Here is a 14333-nt window from a genome sequence, read left to right as displayed (position 1 = left end):
CGTCGCCACGGGCCTCGTACCCGGCAGAGGTCCACCCGACACGCGAATCACACACCCGTGTGAACGGGCCCGACGCTACTCCACCCAGGGTACGGCGTGATGCCGAAACGACGACGGCCCGCCACGTGTCAAAAAGCGCTCTCCGGAAGCTCCATCGCGTCCAGCGTGGTTCCTTCGAGCACCGCGCGCCGCGCCGACAGCTCCGGCAGCACCTGCGCGGCGAAGAAACGAGCCGCACCGATCTTGCCCACGTAGAAGTCGTCGGTGGATCCGGCGTCCAGTGCCCGGATGGCCACCTCGGCCTGGCGCAGCAGCAGCCACCCCACGACCAGGTCGGTCGTCGACAGCAGCACCCGACTCGTGTTGAGACCGACCTTGTAGACGGTCGTCGGGTCCTCGGCCATCGACATCAGCTGCGTGACGCTCCACCCGACCATCGCCTGCACGTCGTCCAGAGCGGTCTTGAGCAGTGCACGCTCGTTCTTCAGCCGGCCGTTGCCGCTCTCCGACTCGATGAACGCCGCGATCTCGCCGGCCAGCGCACCCAGCGCCTTGCCGCCGTCCTTGACGATCTTCCGGAAGAAGAAGTCCTGGCCTTGGATCGCGGTGGTGCCCTCGTAGAGGGTGTCGATCTTGGAGTCCCGGATGTACTGCTCGATCGGGTAGTCCTGCAGGAAGCCCGACCCGCCGAACGTCTGCAGGGACTCGGCGCCGAGCAGCTCGTACGACCGCTCCGAACCACCGCCCTTCACCATCGGCAGCAGCAGGTCGTTGAGTCGCTCGGCCGCCTCCCGCTCGTCGGCGTCGGTAGCGACGATCACCCGGTCCTGCACCGACGCGGTGTAGTGCACCAGCGCGCGCAGACCCTCCGCGTAGGACTTCTGCCGCAGCAGGCTCCGCCGGACGTCGGGGTGGTGGATGATCGTGACCCGCGGCGCGGTCTTGTCCGTCTGCCGGGTCAGGTCGGCGCCCTGCACGCGGTTCTTCGCGTAGTCCAGCGCGTTGAGGTAGCCGGTGGACAGCGTCGCGATCGCCTTCGTGCCAACCATCATCCGGGCGGCCTCGATGATGTTGAACATCTGCCGGATACCGTCGTGCACGTCACCGACCAGGTAACCCACGGCCGGGTGCTTGTCGCCGAACGTCAGCTCGCAGGTCGTGGAGACCTTCAGGCCCATCTTCTTCTCGACGTTCGTCACGTAGGCGCCGTTGCGCTCGCCCAGGTTGCCTTCGTCGTCGAACAGGTATTTGGGCACCATGAACAAGCTCAGGCCCTTGGTGCCGGGGCCGCCGGCGCCCTCGACGCCGACCGGGCGAGCCAGCACGTAGTGGACGATGTTCTCGGCCATGTCGTGCTCGGCCGAGGTGATGAAGCGCTTGACGCCCTCGAGGTGCCACGTGCCGTCGGCCTGCGGAATCGCCCTGGTGCGGCCGGCACCGACGTCCGAACCGGCGTCCGGCTCGGTGAGCACCATCGTGGAGCCCCAGTGCTTCTCGACGAACAGCTTGGCCCAGGCCTTCTGCTGCTCGGTGCCGAGCTTGTAGAACACCCCGGCGAACGCGTAGCCGCTGGCGTACATGTGCAGGGCCGGGTTGGCGCCGAGGACGAGTTCGGAGACCGCCCACACCAGCTGACGCGGGCTGCGGATACCGCCGATCTCCGGCAGCACGTCGAGCTGCCAGGCCTCGGAGTCCTGCAGCGCCCGGTACGACTTCTTGAACGACTCGGGCATCGTCACCGAGTTCGTCGCCGGGTCGAACACCGGCGGGTTGCGGTCGGCGTCGGCGAAGGACTCCGACAGCGGCCCCTCCGCGAGCTCGACCATCTGGGCGAGGAACGCGCGCGCGGTCTCCTCGTCGATGGCCTCGAACGGACCGTTGCCCAGGCGATCGCCCGCGCCGAAGACCTCGAAAAGGTTGAACTCGAGATCGCGCAAGTTGGCTTTGTAGTGGCTCATCGCGGGTCCTCCCCGGAAAGACTGGCCCGCCACCGTGACGAGCCCGCTTTACCCATCGGTATACCGGCCAGTAACAAATCCAATGTTACCGGTCAGTACGCTCGCGCGCATGAGTATGAGCGGGCTCACATCTGTGAGCCGTCAACGAAAGTGCGAGAGGTGAGGGTCGCCGACTCATCGGCGTCCGAAAAATGCTTTTTAGGCGACGACGCCAAGCGCACCGCCGCAGCAACTAATCCCCGGAAATGGGGTCCCAGTCCCAGGCGGGCCGGGCCGCCGCGTTCGAGGTCTCGGGCTTGCGCTCGGCGCCGGTGTACTCGAGCAGGATCAGCGCGATGTCGTCGTCGAGGACGCCGTGCACCCATCCGCGCAGCGCGTTGACCAACGACGTCAGACCGTCCTCGACGGTGCCGTGCCCGGCGATGCGCCAGGCGCGTTCCCGGATCGGGAAGAACTCGCCGTTCTGCCGGGCCTCGGCCAGGCCGTCGGTGAACAGCAGCAGCCGGTCCCCGGGCTCCAATCGCTCGACCCGCGGCCGAACCACCGGCAGGAACCCCAGTGGCGGCGCCGGCGACGGCGGCTCCAGCGGGATCACGGTGCCACGCCGCAGCAGCAGCGGCGCCGGGTGCCCGCAGTTGAGCACGGTCAGCGTGCCGCCGCGCTCCTCCACCAGGCACGCCGTGACGAAGTCCTCGTAGCCGACCGACCGCGCCACGGCCCGGTCCAGGTCGGCGACGATCGCTCGCAGATCGACCCGCTCGTGGGCGACGTGCCGATAGGACCCCAGCACGGTGCTCGCGAGGCGAACCGCCTCTAGGCCCTTGCCCCGAACGTCCCCGATCAGCACGCGGGTGCCGTACGGCGTGCTCATCGCCTCGTAGAGGTCACCGCCGATGTCTGCTTCGGCGTTCGCCGACACGTACCGCACCGCGACCGACATCGTCCCGATCCTCGGCCCGATCGGCCGCAGGACGGCCTGCTGGGCCACCGCGGCCAGCTTGCTGAGCGTCGCCACCCGTTTGGACGTGCGGTCGCCGAGCATGGACAGCCACGCCGCCAGCGCGGTGAACACGAGGATCGCGGCCAGGCGCAGGACCTGCTGCGGCGCGAACGCCTCGCCGTCCAACATGCCCAGTGCCGCACCCAGCGCGAAACAGAGCGCTCCAACAGCGAACGTGGCCCGGTAGGACGCCAGCGCGGCCGCCAGGAACGGCGGCGCGACCAGCAGACCCACGAACTGCAAACCCGGCATGGCGACGTCGAACGCGGCGATGGCGAGCGCCAACAGGCATGCGCCGACGATTCCGGTGCGTGGTGACACCACCGGATCCCCGAGGTGCGGGTTCGTTGGCATCGACGGGCCCACCCCTGACAGCACAGCGTGGCGCGTCTGCGCACGGACCTTCCATAGGATGCCCGTTCGGTTGCCGCCCGACGCGTCGCCACGACGAGAACGGGCCATGTGCTCAACGGTCTCGCCCGTTCGTCCGAGGCGGAGCTGTCCGTTTGGTGGCTTTATTGGTAGGCGGCTCGGTGAGGTAGACAGCTCGGTGCAGTTAGGGCAGCTCGCTCTCGCGGACCAGACCGCGGATCCGCAGCCGATCGCGGACGTCCGGCTGCGCACCGTCCACGATGACCGCCGCGCCGAGATACAGCGCGCCGGCCGCCACCACGATCTCGGCGAGCGCCGAGAGCTGCGCACCGGTCTCGACCCAATCGTCGACGACCAAGACCGTGTCGTCCTGACCGAGGTGCCGGGCGCGGACGCCGAGCACCACCGGGCGGCCGTCGTGGCCCGGACCGCCGGTGCGGGTGATCAGGTCGTCGGCGAGCTCGGCGCCGCTCAGGTCGCGGTAGGCCTCGACGAACCCGACGCCGATCGACCGGGCGACCAGCGGCCCCAGCAGGAATCCGCTGGTGGCCGGCGCCACGACCACGGTCGGCAGCGAGGATGAGAGCGCGGCGAGCGCCGGACCGAGCCGGTCGAGGATCACCGGGTCGCGCCACCAGCCCGACCGGTCGGTGAGCAGGTGGTCGCTCCATTCGCCGGGGTCGATCCAGCGGAAGGTCTCGAGGAGGCGTACGCGCAGGTCAGGATCGGTGGGCGTAACAGGGCTCTCCGAGGGGTCGACCGAGAGCGGGGCACTCGACACGGGGACACCGTAGGTATCCGCTCGAAGCGCGTCAACGCCACGCGCACGGATGGGGGAACCTGGGCGGTATGGGAGCAGCGATCGACGTCGAGCGGCACCAGGTTCTCGCCTACCGGGTGGGGGCGCAGCAGCTCGACCGGTCCGAGGCGGAGATCGGTCGACTCGCCGTGCTGGATCTCGGAGTGGCCGATTCGCCGCCGGGTTCGGCCCGGGTGGCGTTCGCGGCCCGGCTGCCTTCTCTCGAGGACGACGATGCGCTGGTGACCGTGTGGGGGGCGCGCGGGGCGCCGTTCGTGCATCGCGTCGCGGATCTGCCGGGGTTGGCCGGTGCGCTGTTCCCGCGTGACGAGGCGGACGCGAAGGCGCGGGTCGGTGCGTCGTCGGCGCGCATCCCCGGGGAGGACCTGGACGCCGTGCGGGCGACCGTATCGGCGTTGCACGAGATCGTCACGGCGCCGCTGGGCAAGGGTGCGGTGAGCACGGCGCTGACCGCGCGGCTCCCGGAACTGGCCTTCTACTGCCCCGGGTGCAAGGTCGACCACCTGAGTGACCAGTTGATGCGCATCGCCGGTCTGGCCGCCGGTGTCCGCGTCGAACCCGGCACCACCCCGCTGGTCCTCTCCCCCATCGAAGGCTGGGTGCCACCCGCTGGAGCGGAAGGGCTGGGTGGGGCGGCACGGGCTTATCTGCGGCTGCAGGGGCCGGGTACACAGGCGGAGGTGGCGGCTTACTTCGCCGCCGGCAAGTCGGCGGTGGCCTCGTCGTGGCCCGGGGATCTGGTCGAGGTGCGGGTGGACGGGAAGGCCGGGTTCTGGATCCCGGCCGAGGCCGAGGCGGCGCTGCGGAAGCCTTCGCCGCCCGACCCCGTGCGGCTGCTGCCGCCGAGTGACCCGTACCTGCAGACGCGGAACCGGAACCTGCTCGTGCCGGAGAAAACGGAGCAGAAGGCGCTCTGGCGGCCGATCGGCAATCCCGGCGCGATCCTCGTCGACGGCGAGATCGCCGGCGCCTGGCGCCCGAAGCTCGCGGGCAAGCGCCTCACGATCACGCTGGAGGCGTTCCGCCCTCTACCGCCGCCCGTGCGCACCGCGCTAGCGGCGGAGGTGGAGCGCGTCGCCTCCGCGCGAGGCGCGGCAGAAGTGCGCATCGCGTAGACCGCGGGCGCCGACCCGCGAGGCGCGGGAGCGGCAATCTGCGCCCATTGGGCGGCGGATGTGACCAGAATTCACAGAATGACGGGGAGTGCATTAGTACTCGGCGGGGGCGGAGTCACCGGCATAGCTTGGGAAATCGGGCTGCTGGCCGGACTGCTCGACGCCGGAGTCGACCTGACCACGGCAGATCTGATCATCGGCACCTCGGCCGGCTCGGTGGTCGGAACGGTCGTCGCGACCGGTGCCGACATCGAGGACCTCTATCAGAACCAGCTCGAGCCCAGCGGCAGCGAGATTCCGGCCCGGATGGGCACGACCACACTGCTGCGCTGGGGATTCGCAGCGGTGACCAGCCGGAGCCCGGAGCGGTTCCGGGCACGCGTCGGGGCGCTCGCGCGGCGCACCCGCACCGTGCCGGAGGAAGAGCGCCGCGAGGTGATCGCCTCACGCCTCCCGGTGCACGACTGGCCGGATCGGCGTCTCGTCCTGACCGCCGTGGACGCGGTCACCGGTGAGCTCGCGCCGTTCGACCGGCACAGCGGCGTTCCGCTGGTGGACGCCGTGTCGGCGAGCTGTGCGGTGCCGGGGGTCTGGCCGCCGGTGACCGTGAACGGCCGGCAGTACATCGACGGCGGCGTCCGGTCGACCGCGAACGTCGACCTCGCGTCCGGGTGCGATCGCATCGTGGTGCTGGCGCCGCTACCCAAGGGCGGCGGACCGATGCCGGGGGTGTCGAGGCAGGTCGCCCGCCTCGGCGACTCGGCGCGCGTCGCCGTGGTGACACCGAACGAGGCGGCCAGGGCAGCCTTCGGCCGCAACGTGCTCGACCCGACCCGCCGACCTCCCTCGGCTCGCGCCGGCCGCGCCCAGGCCGTCGACGCCGCGATGGCCATCCACTCCGTCTGGTCCGACGCCTGACCGCGTCAGATTCGGCGTAATTTCGGCCAGAGGGTGGACCAGGGCTCTCGAGGGTTCCGGCAGAGCCAGATCGGGGCGTCGTTCTCGTCGTTGTCGACGTCGACCCCGACATCCACCGACCCCGCCCGCTCGACCGAACCGAAGAACCGCCGCAGGTAAGCGGGATCCTCGAACCCCACCGCGACGACGGTGTCGACCGACTCGGGCGGCCGACCGAAGTCGGCGACGCTCATGTGCCCCGAGTACACCGGCACGCTGCCGTACCGCGACACAGCCCCCGCCTCGCCGTAATTGCTCGCCAGCACCACCGCTCCGGGCGGTGTCACCCGCTCGATCGAGGCCACGAGCGCCGGCCACCCGATCGTCTCCCCGGCGTCGTAGTTGATCGGGATCACGGCGTTGGCCGACGATGCCGGCAGGATCGGCACCATCAGCACGGCGTCGCCCACAGCGCAGAACACCACAGCGAACGTGAGCAGCACCCGGCGCAGCACCACCCGACCACGGCTGAGCCACCCCGCGACCGGAACAGCGCCGACGCCGGTCAGTGCCAGCAGTATCGGGGCGTCGTAGTAACCCTTGCCGCCGCCGATCACCATCGCGGCGAAGATCACCAGCCAGGCCCACGCCAGCGCGCGGTACGGACGCCACTCGGCGCGGCGGAACAGCACGACCAGCGCGGTGACCCACACGGCGGTCGCGACCAGCGAGATGATCACCGGCTGCAGAGCCAGCGCGACCGAACGACCGGCGTACGAGCTGTCGCCGGACGCGATCTCACTCGCGACGTCGAGCTGCGGGAATCCGTTCGCGATCTGCCAGGCGAGGTTGGGCGCGACGATCAGCACCGCGAGCCCGGCTCCGGCGAGCACCCACCGGTCGCGTAACAGCCGGCGCGGCCCGGCGATGAGAATGCCGCCGATCAACCCGACGGCCAGCAAGCCGACCAGGTACTTGTTCAGCAGCCCGACGCCCGCGACCGCCCCGATCAGCAGGACCCAGCGGGTGTCGCCGGTACGCAGCACACGGACGGTCAGCCAGAGGATCGTCATCCAGATCGCGAAGTCGATCGTCGTGGTGCTGAGCAGGTGGCCGGTCGCGAGCAGTCCGCCGGACGTCGCGGCCAGCACGGCGGCGAGCAGTTGCGCGGCCCGCCCGCCGCCCACTTCACGCGCGATCAGCGCGGTGAGTACGACGCACAGCCCGGCGAGCAGCGCGGACGGCGTCCGGAACACCGTCAGGTTGCCGGGCGCGATCGTGTCGGTCAGCCACGCGATCGCCGGCGTCAGCGGCGGCTGGTCGACGAAGCCCCAGTCGAGGTGATGAGCGCAGAGCAGGAAGTACAGCTCGTCGCGGTGGTAGCCGTAGCGGCCGGCAAATGCCAGCAGGACGACGGTGACCGCACCGGCGATCACCCAGACGAGTCGGTCGAGTTCGTCGAGTCGAGGCAGTCGATCGGTCTCGGGCTGAGCAGTGACCTGCGCCATGACCTCAGGATGGTGCGCGCGCGCAGGCCGGTACATCGGATTCGCAGACAGTGACGCGATTCAGCCGTGGATTGACGAAGGCAACCTCGCGTTACTGCGGTTACGCTCGGGAACATGGCTGTGGTTCCGCTCGGACTGCCTGCCGTGCCGGCCCAGCGCCCGGGCACGGCGGCCGATCGACCCGTCGCCGAGCGCGGGCTGGTCGACCGGTTCGGTCGTACCGCCACCGATCTCCGCGTCTCGCTCATCGACAAGTGCAACCTCCGGTGCAGCTACTGCATGCCACCGGAAGGGCTGCCCTGGCTGCCGTCCGACCGGCTGCTCAGCGACGACGAGGTGATCCGGCTGATCACGATCGCGGTGGAGCGGCTCGGGGTGACCGAGGTGCGCTTCACCGGCGGTGAGCCGCTCCTGCGTCGCGGGCTGGTCGACATCCTGCACGCCACCACCGCGCTGCGGCCCCGGCCGGAGACGATGCTGACGACGAACGGCATCGGGCTGGCCCGCCAGGCCCCCGCGCTGGCCGCTGCCGGACTCGACCGGGTGAACATCTCGCTCGACACGCTCGACCGGGAGACGTTCCGCCGGATCGCCCACCGCGACCGGCTGGCCGACACGCTGGACGGTCTGAAAGCCGCGAGCGACGCCGGGCTGACGCCGGTGAAGATCAACAGCGTGCTGCTCCGTGGCGTCAACGAGCACGAGGCGACGGCGCTGGCCGAGTTCGCGCTGCAGCACGGCCACGAGCTGCGGTTCATCGAGCAGATGCCGCTGGACGCCCAGCACTCCTGGGAGCGCACGTCGATGGTCACCGCGGAAGAGATCCTGGCCGCGCTGCAGGCGCGCTGGACGCTGACGCCGGACCCGGCCCACCGCGGAGCGGCACCGGCCGAGACGTGGCTGGTCGACGGCGGTCCGGCACGCATCGGCGTGATCGGGTCGGTCACCAGGCCGTTCTGCGGTGCCTGCGACCGTACTCGGCTGACCGCCGACGGGCAGGTGCGCAACTGCCTGTTCGCGACCGGCGAGACCGATCTGCGTGGCGCGCTGCGCGCCGGGGCCACCGATGCGGAGATCGCGGACCTGTGGCGGATCGCGATGTGGGGCAAGCTGGCAGGGCACGGAATCGACGACCCGTCGTTCCTGCAGCCGGATCGTCCCATGTCAGCCATTGGAGGCTGAGTGAACGTCACTGTGCGGTACTTCGCCGGGGCGCGTGCCGCGGCCGGTATCGAGGAGGAACCCGCCGACGCGGGCACGCTCGGCGAGCTGCGCACCCAGCTCGTGGCGACGCACGGCGAGCGGCTGGAGCGGGTGCTCACGGCCTGCTCGTTCCTCGTCAACGGAGTGGCGGCGAAGGAAGAGACCGTCCCGCTGCCGGCCGGCGGTACCGTCGACGTACTGCCGCCCTTCGCGGGCGGGTAGCCCCTCAGCATCTCATCAGGCTGTGGCCCCTAGGCTCTGCAACGCTTTCTGATGCTCGCTAGGCATTTCTAGCGCTGAAAGTAGAGAGCGCTAGAGACACCTACAGGAGCGGGCGCATGCAGATCGTCGTCGTCGTGGTGATGGCTGTTGCGGTCATCGGCGGGATCCACGGCTACCTGTGGTGGCGGCTGGTCGCGAGCCCGTTCGCCTCGAAACGCGCCCGGTGGATCGGGTTCGGCGTCACCGTGCTGATCGTCGCGTTCGCGATGTTCGGTCTGCGTGGATCGCCGGAGTCGCTGCCGGGCCCGTTGGCCACGGTCGTGAGCTGGGGCGGTCCGCTCTGGATCGCGGTGATGTTCTACCTGCTGCTGCTCCTGCTGGTGCTGGAGCCGGTGCGTCTGATCGGGCGCATCCTGATCACCCGTCGGGCCCGCGCGCGCGAGAAGGTGCCCGTGGGCGGCCCTCCGAGTGAGGACCAGGCCGCTCAGGCCGAGAACTGGGGCCACAACCGGCGGGTGTTCCTGGCCCGGGCGCTCGCGGTCACGGCGGGCGTCGGCGCGCTCGGCACCGTCGGGTACGGCACCACCGAGGCCCGCAACGTCCGCGTGAAGCGCGTCCCGATCACGCTCCCGCGTCTCGACCCGTCCCTGAGCGGCTTCCGCGTCGCCCTGCTCACCGACATCCACATCTCCGCGACGCTGCACCGCCCGTTCGTCGAGCGGGTCGTGAACCGCGTCAACGAGCTCGACGTCGACGCGGTCGCGATCGTCGGCGACCTGGTCGACGGCACCGTCGACGAGCTCGGTGAGGACGCCCAGGCGCTGAGCGCGCTCCACTCGACCCACGGCACGTACTTCGTCACCGGCAACCACGAGTACTACTCGGGCGCCGAGGAGTGGGTCGAGTACCTCCCGACGATCGGTGTGCAGGTGCTCCGCAACCGTCGGATCGAGATCCCCGGCGGCTCCGGGCTCGACCTGGCCGGCGTCGACGACGTCACCGCGGCCAACTCCGGTGTACCCGGGCACGGCGCGAACCTGTCCAGGGCCCTCGACGGCCGTGACCGCGACCGGCCGGTCGTCCTGCTCGCCCACCAGCCGGTGCAGTGGCCCGAGGCGGTCGACCGCGGCGTCGACCTGCAACTGTCGGGCCACACCCACGGCGGCCAGATGTGGCCGTTCACGTATGGCGTCCGCCTGCAGCAGCCGGTCGTCGCCGGGCACGCCACCGACGGTGACAGCCAGATCTACGTCAGCCGGGGCGTCGGCTACTGGGGACCGCCGGTGCGCGTGGGCGCGCCGCCGGAGATCAGCCTGATCGAGCTGCGGTCGCTCTGACTCTCTCTAAGTGATTCTAGGAATTGACGAAGAAAGCCGTAGAAACGCCTCGATGCGGTCACGTTGACCTCCGGGCGGGGGTCTACCATTCACCTCAAACGATGTCCGAGCGGGCACTTGACTCGATGACATAAAACAACACCATCTATCACTGAACCCTTGGGTGTTTCCTCGCGTGACCGGGGCAGCTCCTATTGCGAGAGGGCACTGATTCATGACTCATGCTGTTCCTCGTCCCCGCAAGACCCAGGCGCGCCCCAGTGCCACGCGACACCCGGTCACGCCGGTTCGCGTCACCGGCGCTGCTGACCGTCGCTCGCTCGCCGCGCCCGACCGCATCCCGCTCGACCGGCAGCCGCCGCTCCCGAAGCGACAGCCCGGAGCGGCTCTGGACGACGTCCACCGGAACAGCATCATCCAGGTCAAGCGCGACGCGAACGGCGCTGCGCCGGCCTCGGACCGCTGGTTCCGCGCGAACGTCGAGCCCGACACGTCGACAAACCTCTAGCGAGATCTACCGCTTACGCTAGAAAGCCCGATACGGTCCGATCGTATGGACCCGGTGCGTAATCCGTATGCCCCCGGCGCCGGGCAGCGGCCGCCCGAACTGGCCGGCCGCGACCGCGAGCTCGATCAGTTCGACGTCGTCCTCGAGCGGGTCGCCCGCGGGCGTCCCGAGCGGTCGATGATCCTCACCGGCCTGCGCGGGGTCGGCAAGACCGTCCTGCTCAACGCGCTGCGCTCCCAGGCCATCGGACGCCAGTGGGGCACCGGCAAGATCGAGGCCCGCCCCGATCAGCCGCTGCGCCGCCCGCTCTCCGGAGCGCTGCACATGGCGGTTCGCGAACTGTCGTCCCAGCACCGTGCCCTCGACAAGATCGACGACTTCCTCGGCACGCTGAAAGCGTTCGCCCTGCGCTCCAACCCGACCGGCGGCAAGATCCGCGACCGCTGGCAGCCTGGCATCGACGGGCCCGCGATCAGCGGCCGGGCCGACTCCGGTGACATCGAGATCGACCTCGTCGAGCTGCTCTCGGACGCCGCCGACCTGGCCAGCGCGGTCGGCACCGGCATCGCGGTGTTCATCGACGAGATGCAGGACCTGGGCCCCGAGGACATCTCCGCGCTCTGCGCCGCCTGCCACGAGCTGTCCCAGACCGGTGCCCCGCTGATCGTCGTCGGGGCCGGCCTGCCGCACCTGCCGGCACTGCTGTCGGCCAGCAAGTCCTACTCCGAGCGGCTGTTCCGGTACGTCCGCATCGACCGGCTCGAACGTTCCGCGGCCGACCTCGCGCTGCTCGCGCCGGCGCAACGCGAAGAGGCCACGTTCGACGCCGACGCGTTGGCCGCGCTGTACGAGGCCGCGGACGGTTACCCCTACTTCGTCCAGGCCTACGGCAAGGTGACCTGGGACGTGGCACCCCGGTCCCCGATCACCGCGGCCGACGTCAAAGTGGCCGCGCCGGAAGCGGAAGCGGAGCTCGCCGTCGGATTCTTCGGCTCCCGCTACGAGCGGGCGACCCCGGCGGAACGCGAGTACATGCGCGCGATGGCGTCCCTCGAAGGCGACGCGAGCGAAGCCGTCTCGACGTCGGAAATAGCGGTCTCATTGGGCCGGAAACCCTCCAGCCTCTCCCCCGCTCGCGACAGTCTGATCAAGAAGGGACTGATCTACTCCGCCGAGCGGGGCACCGTCGCGTTCACGGTGCCACATTTCGCCCGGTACCTCCGCACCCAGCCGGCCTGACTTTCGTAAAAGTGGCGGGGACCGGGCAGAGTGGGCGGGGAAACCTGACCGCTTGGGAGCGCGTTGATGACCGGTGAGCTCACGGATGACGAGGACCTCGACGAGGTCTCTCCGCCCGTCACCGACCGGCCGCCGCGCCCGTGGAGCCGCCGCCTGACGACGTTCGCGGTGGCGTGCGGACTGGTGATCGGCGCCGCCGCTCTGACGCTCGAGGTCGAAGAGCAGCGCGACCGCGATCAGCGCAGTCTGATCGTCGCCGAGCAGGAGCGCCTGCAGCGCATCGAGACGGTGCTCACCGCCGACGACGCGGTCAGCCGGTCCACCACCACCGAGGACGGAGCCCGGGTCTCGACGGTGTTCTCCGCGGAGCACCACGCGGCGATGGTGACGTACTCGGACCTGCCCGACATCGACCCCAAGCAGACCTACCAGATCTGGCGCGTACGCAACGAGCAGCCCCGGTCGATGCGGGTACTGGCCGCGGACGCCCGGGAGGGCACCGCGCTGGTGCTGGACCTGGCGGACGGCGACGCGATCTCGTTCACCGTCGAGCCCGAAGGCGGCTCGGGTCAGCCCACCGGCGACATCGTCGTCGCCCTACGGCTGAACTAGGGCGTGTATCAAAGTCTCAGGCCGACGTAGCCGCGCTGGGCTTTGATACACGCCCTAGCCGCTGTGGGCGGATCTTCGCCCATTCGAGGGAGTCGCGGATGCCGTCCTCGACGCCGAACTTCGGTTCCCACCCCAGGATCTGGCGGGCGAGGCCGTTGCGGGCGTAGGCGCCCACGACGTCACCGGGGCGGGCGGGTGCGTCCTGGTGCGGCAGCGGCTCGCCGATCACGGCTTCGAATGCGGTGACCAGCTCACGAACGGTGGTGCCGGTGCCGCTGCCCAGGCAGACGACGCGGTAGTCGTTCACGATGGCGTCGAAGCGGCGCAGGCCCTCGACGTGCGCGCGCGCCAGATCCCACACGTGCACATAGTCACGGATGCCCGTACCGTCACGCGTGGGCCAGTCGATGCCGGTGATGTTGAACGTCACCCGGTCTTCGTAGGACTGGACGAGCTTGCCGAGCGCGTGTGAGGGCCGGGCCACCTGCAGGCCGGTGCGCAGCTGCGGGTCGGCGCCGATCGGGTTGAAGTAGCGCAGCGAGAGCGTCCGCAGCGAACTGGCCTTGGCCACGTCGTGCAGGACGTTCTCCACCATCACCTTGGTGGTGGCGTACGGGCTCTGCGGGTCGATGACGGAGTTCTCGTCGACCGAGAAGTCGTCCTCGGTGCCGTACATCGACGCCGACGAGCTGAAGATCAGGCGTTCGCACCCGTTGCGCTGCAGGTGGCCGATCAGCTCGATCGACTTCGCGACGTTCTCGCGGTAGTACCGCAGCGGGTCGGCCATCGAGTCGGGCACGACGATCAGCGCGGCGCAGTGGACCACCGCCTCGATGTCGGGGTGGTCGGCGAAGATCTGGTCGATCAGCGCGCCGTCGGCGATGTCGCCCTCGTAGAACGGGCGGCCTTCGGCGAACTCGCGCCTTCCGGTGACCAGGCTGTCGAGAACAACCGGCTGGATCCCGCCGTCGAGGCAGGCCGAACCGATCGTGCTCCCGATGAAGCCGGCACCGCCGGTGATCAAGACCTTCACACGGGGATCGTATCGGCTAGCGACTACACCGCCCGCTGGTGCGTTCGGAACGACTACGGACAGGCAACCCATTCGTCGGATCCGTCATCGAACACCTGGCGCTTCCAGATCGGAATCCGCGCCTTGACGGCATCCACCAGCTCGGCGCAGAGCGCGAACGCCTCTGCACGGTGAGCGGTGCTGACCGCGCAGGCCAGGGCGGTGTCGCCCAGGCGCAGCGGGCCGATGCGGTGACTGACAGCGATCGCCTCCACACCGTCGCGCTCGGCGAATTCGGCGGCGATCTGCTCGATCACCTCGCCCGCGGACGGGTGGCCGGTGTACTCCAGTTCGGCCACCGACCGGCCGTGGTCGTGATCGCGCACCACACCGGCGAAGCCCACCACCGCACCGGCAGCCAGATCCGCGACGGCCTGCTCGTGCTCGGCGACCGAAATAGGTGATTCAGTGACCTGGGCCACGACGACGCGGTGTCCGGCCCTACGGATGGTCTCGCTGCTCATACCGCC

General features: G+C 69.9%; 14 protein-coding genes. 8 read left to right on the top strand and 6 right to left on the bottom strand.

Translation table 11 applies throughout. The features are described 5' to 3' along the window. Positions 1–128 precede the first annotated feature (128 nt). The 3 genes from ACGFY5_RS37405 to ACGFY5_RS37395 all read right to left on the bottom strand — a co-directional run bounded on the left by ACGFY5_RS37405 (position 129) and on the right by ACGFY5_RS37395 (position 4111). On the bottom strand, positions 129–1958 hold the full coding sequence (locus ACGFY5_RS37405; RefSeq protein ID WP_392728149.1) for an acyl-CoA dehydrogenase: 1830 nt from the start codon (positions 1956–1958) through the stop codon (positions 129–131). 232 nt (positions 1959–2190) lie between these two features. Beyond that, on the bottom strand, positions 2191–3312 hold the full coding sequence (locus ACGFY5_RS37400; protein ID WP_392728146.1) for a PP2C family protein-serine/threonine phosphatase: 1122 nt from the start codon (positions 3310–3312) through the stop codon (positions 2191–2193). Between the two features lie 202 nt (positions 3313–3514). Beyond that, entirely contained in the window at positions 3515–4111 is a 597-nt protein-coding gene (locus ACGFY5_RS37395; protein WP_392728143.1) for a phosphoribosyltransferase family protein, read from the bottom strand. 68 nt (positions 4112–4179) lie between these two features. Here ACGFY5_RS37395 and ACGFY5_RS37390 point away from each other — a divergent pair, with 68 nt between their 5' ends. Both ACGFY5_RS37390 and ACGFY5_RS37385 read left to right on the top strand, forming a co-directional pair. Next, on the top strand, positions 4180–5265 hold the full coding sequence (locus ACGFY5_RS37390; protein ID WP_392728141.1) for a DNA glycosylase AlkZ-like family protein: 1086 nt from the start codon (positions 4180–4182) through the stop codon (positions 5263–5265). Between the two features lie 78 nt (positions 5266–5343). Further along, positions 5344–6183 (top strand): patatin-like phospholipase family protein, encoded by an 840-nt coding sequence (locus tag ACGFY5_RS37385; protein ID WP_392728139.1) that lies wholly within the window; start codon positions 5344–5346, stop codon positions 6181–6183. 5 nt (positions 6184–6188) lie between these two features. On the opposite strand, the gene ACGFY5_RS37380 is transcribed toward ACGFY5_RS37385, so the two are convergent. Then, on the bottom strand, positions 6189–7670 hold the full coding sequence (locus ACGFY5_RS37380) for a glycosyltransferase family 39 protein (protein WP_392728137.1): 1482 nt from the start codon (positions 7668–7670) through the stop codon (positions 6189–6191). A gap of 114 nt (positions 7671–7784) precedes the next feature. On the opposite strand from ACGFY5_RS37380, the gene moaA reads away from it, so the two are divergent. The 6 genes from moaA to ACGFY5_RS37350 all read left to right on the top strand — a co-directional run bounded on the left by moaA (position 7785) and on the right by ACGFY5_RS37350 (position 12791). Then, positions 7785–8852 carry a GTP 3',8-cyclase MoaA gene (gene moaA / locus ACGFY5_RS37375; protein ID WP_392728135.1) on the top strand — a complete coding sequence of 356 codons (1068 nt, stop codon included), beginning with the start codon at positions 7785–7787 and terminating at the stop codon, positions 8850–8852. Next, on the top strand, positions 8853–9095 hold the full coding sequence (locus ACGFY5_RS37370; RefSeq protein ID WP_392728133.1) for a MoaD/ThiS family protein: 243 nt from the start codon (positions 8853–8855) through the stop codon (positions 9093–9095). Positions 9096–9211: 116 nt separating this feature from the next. After that, positions 9212–10432, top strand: coding sequence for a metallophosphoesterase (locus ACGFY5_RS37365; protein WP_392728131.1), 1221 nt, complete (start codon positions 9212–9214; stop codon positions 10430–10432). Between the two features lie 214 nt (positions 10433–10646). After that, positions 10647–10940, top strand: coding sequence for a hypothetical protein (locus tag ACGFY5_RS37360; protein ID WP_392728128.1), 294 nt, complete (start codon positions 10647–10649; stop codon positions 10938–10940). 45 nt (positions 10941–10985) lie between these two features. Further along, a complete protein-coding gene (locus tag ACGFY5_RS37355) occupies positions 10986–12179 on the top strand; it encodes an AAA family ATPase (protein WP_392728126.1) in 1194 nt (397 codons plus the stop codon). 66 nt (positions 12180–12245) lie between these two features. Then, the gene (locus tag ACGFY5_RS37350; RefSeq protein ID WP_392728124.1) at positions 12246–12791 is read left to right on the top strand and encodes an anti-sigma factor; all 546 of its coding nucleotides are present in this window, start codon (positions 12246–12248) and stop codon (positions 12789–12791) included. Between the two features lie 16 nt (positions 12792–12807). Here ACGFY5_RS37350 and galE read toward each other — a convergent pair whose 3' ends face one another. Next, complete coding sequence (gene galE, locus ACGFY5_RS37345; protein WP_392728122.1) at positions 12808–13824, bottom strand: UDP-glucose 4-epimerase GalE; 1017 nt, start codon at positions 13822–13824, stop codon at positions 12808–12810. Between the two features lie 53 nt (positions 13825–13877). Beyond that, positions 13878–14327 carry a molybdenum cofactor biosynthesis protein MoaE gene (locus ACGFY5_RS37340; protein ID WP_392728119.1) on the bottom strand — a complete coding sequence of 150 codons (450 nt, stop codon included), beginning with the start codon at positions 14325–14327 and terminating at the stop codon, positions 13878–13880. Positions 14328–14333: the final 6 nt, after the last annotated feature.

The sequence above is a fragment of the Cryptosporangium sp. NPDC048952 genome (assembly GCF_043197895.1).
Taxonomy (GTDB): Bacteria; Actinomycetota; Actinomycetes; order Mycobacteriales; family Cryptosporangiaceae; genus Cryptosporangium.
This window is presented reverse-complemented; position numbering and strand designations above follow the sequence as displayed.

What these genes read in the sequence shown, in the direction of transcription:
- ACGFY5_RS37355 (WP_392728126.1), top strand. Translation starts at nt 10,986, where the DNA reads ATGGACCCGGTGCGTAATCCGTATGCCCCCGGCGCCGGGCAGCGGCCG.
- ACGFY5_RS37365 (WP_392728131.1), top strand. Translation starts at nt 9,212, where the DNA reads ATGCAGATCGTCGTCGTCGTGGTGATGGCTGTTGCGGTCATCGGCGGG.
- ACGFY5_RS37350 (WP_392728124.1), top strand. Translation starts at nt 12,246, where the DNA reads ATGACCGGTGAGCTCACGGATGACGAGGACCTCGACGAGGTCTCTCCG.
- ACGFY5_RS37390 (WP_392728141.1), top strand. Translation starts at nt 4,180, where the DNA reads ATGGGAGCAGCGATCGACGTCGAGCGGCACCAGGTTCTCGCCTACCGG.
- ACGFY5_RS37400 (WP_392728146.1), bottom strand. Translation starts at nt 3,312, where the DNA reads ATGCCAACGAACCCGCACCTCGGGGATCCGGTGGTGTCACCACGCACC.
- ACGFY5_RS37360 (WP_392728128.1), top strand. Translation starts at nt 10,647, where the DNA reads ATGACTCATGCTGTTCCTCGTCCCCGCAAGACCCAGGCGCGCCCCAGT.
- moaA (WP_392728135.1), top strand. Translation starts at nt 7,785, where the DNA reads ATGGCTGTGGTTCCGCTCGGACTGCCTGCCGTGCCGGCCCAGCGCCCG.
- ACGFY5_RS37380 (WP_392728137.1), bottom strand. Translation starts at nt 7,670, where the DNA reads ATGGCGCAGGTCACTGCTCAGCCCGAGACCGATCGACTGCCTCGACTC.
- ACGFY5_RS37385 (WP_392728139.1), top strand. Translation starts at nt 5,344, where the DNA reads ATGACGGGGAGTGCATTAGTACTCGGCGGGGGCGGAGTCACCGGCATA.
- ACGFY5_RS37340 (WP_392728119.1), bottom strand. Translation starts at nt 14,327, where the DNA reads ATGAGCAGCGAGACCATCCGTAGGGCCGGACACCGCGTCGTCGTGGCC.
- ACGFY5_RS37405 (WP_392728149.1), bottom strand. Translation starts at nt 1,958, where the DNA reads ATGAGCCACTACAAAGCCAACTTGCGCGATCTCGAGTTCAACCTTTTC.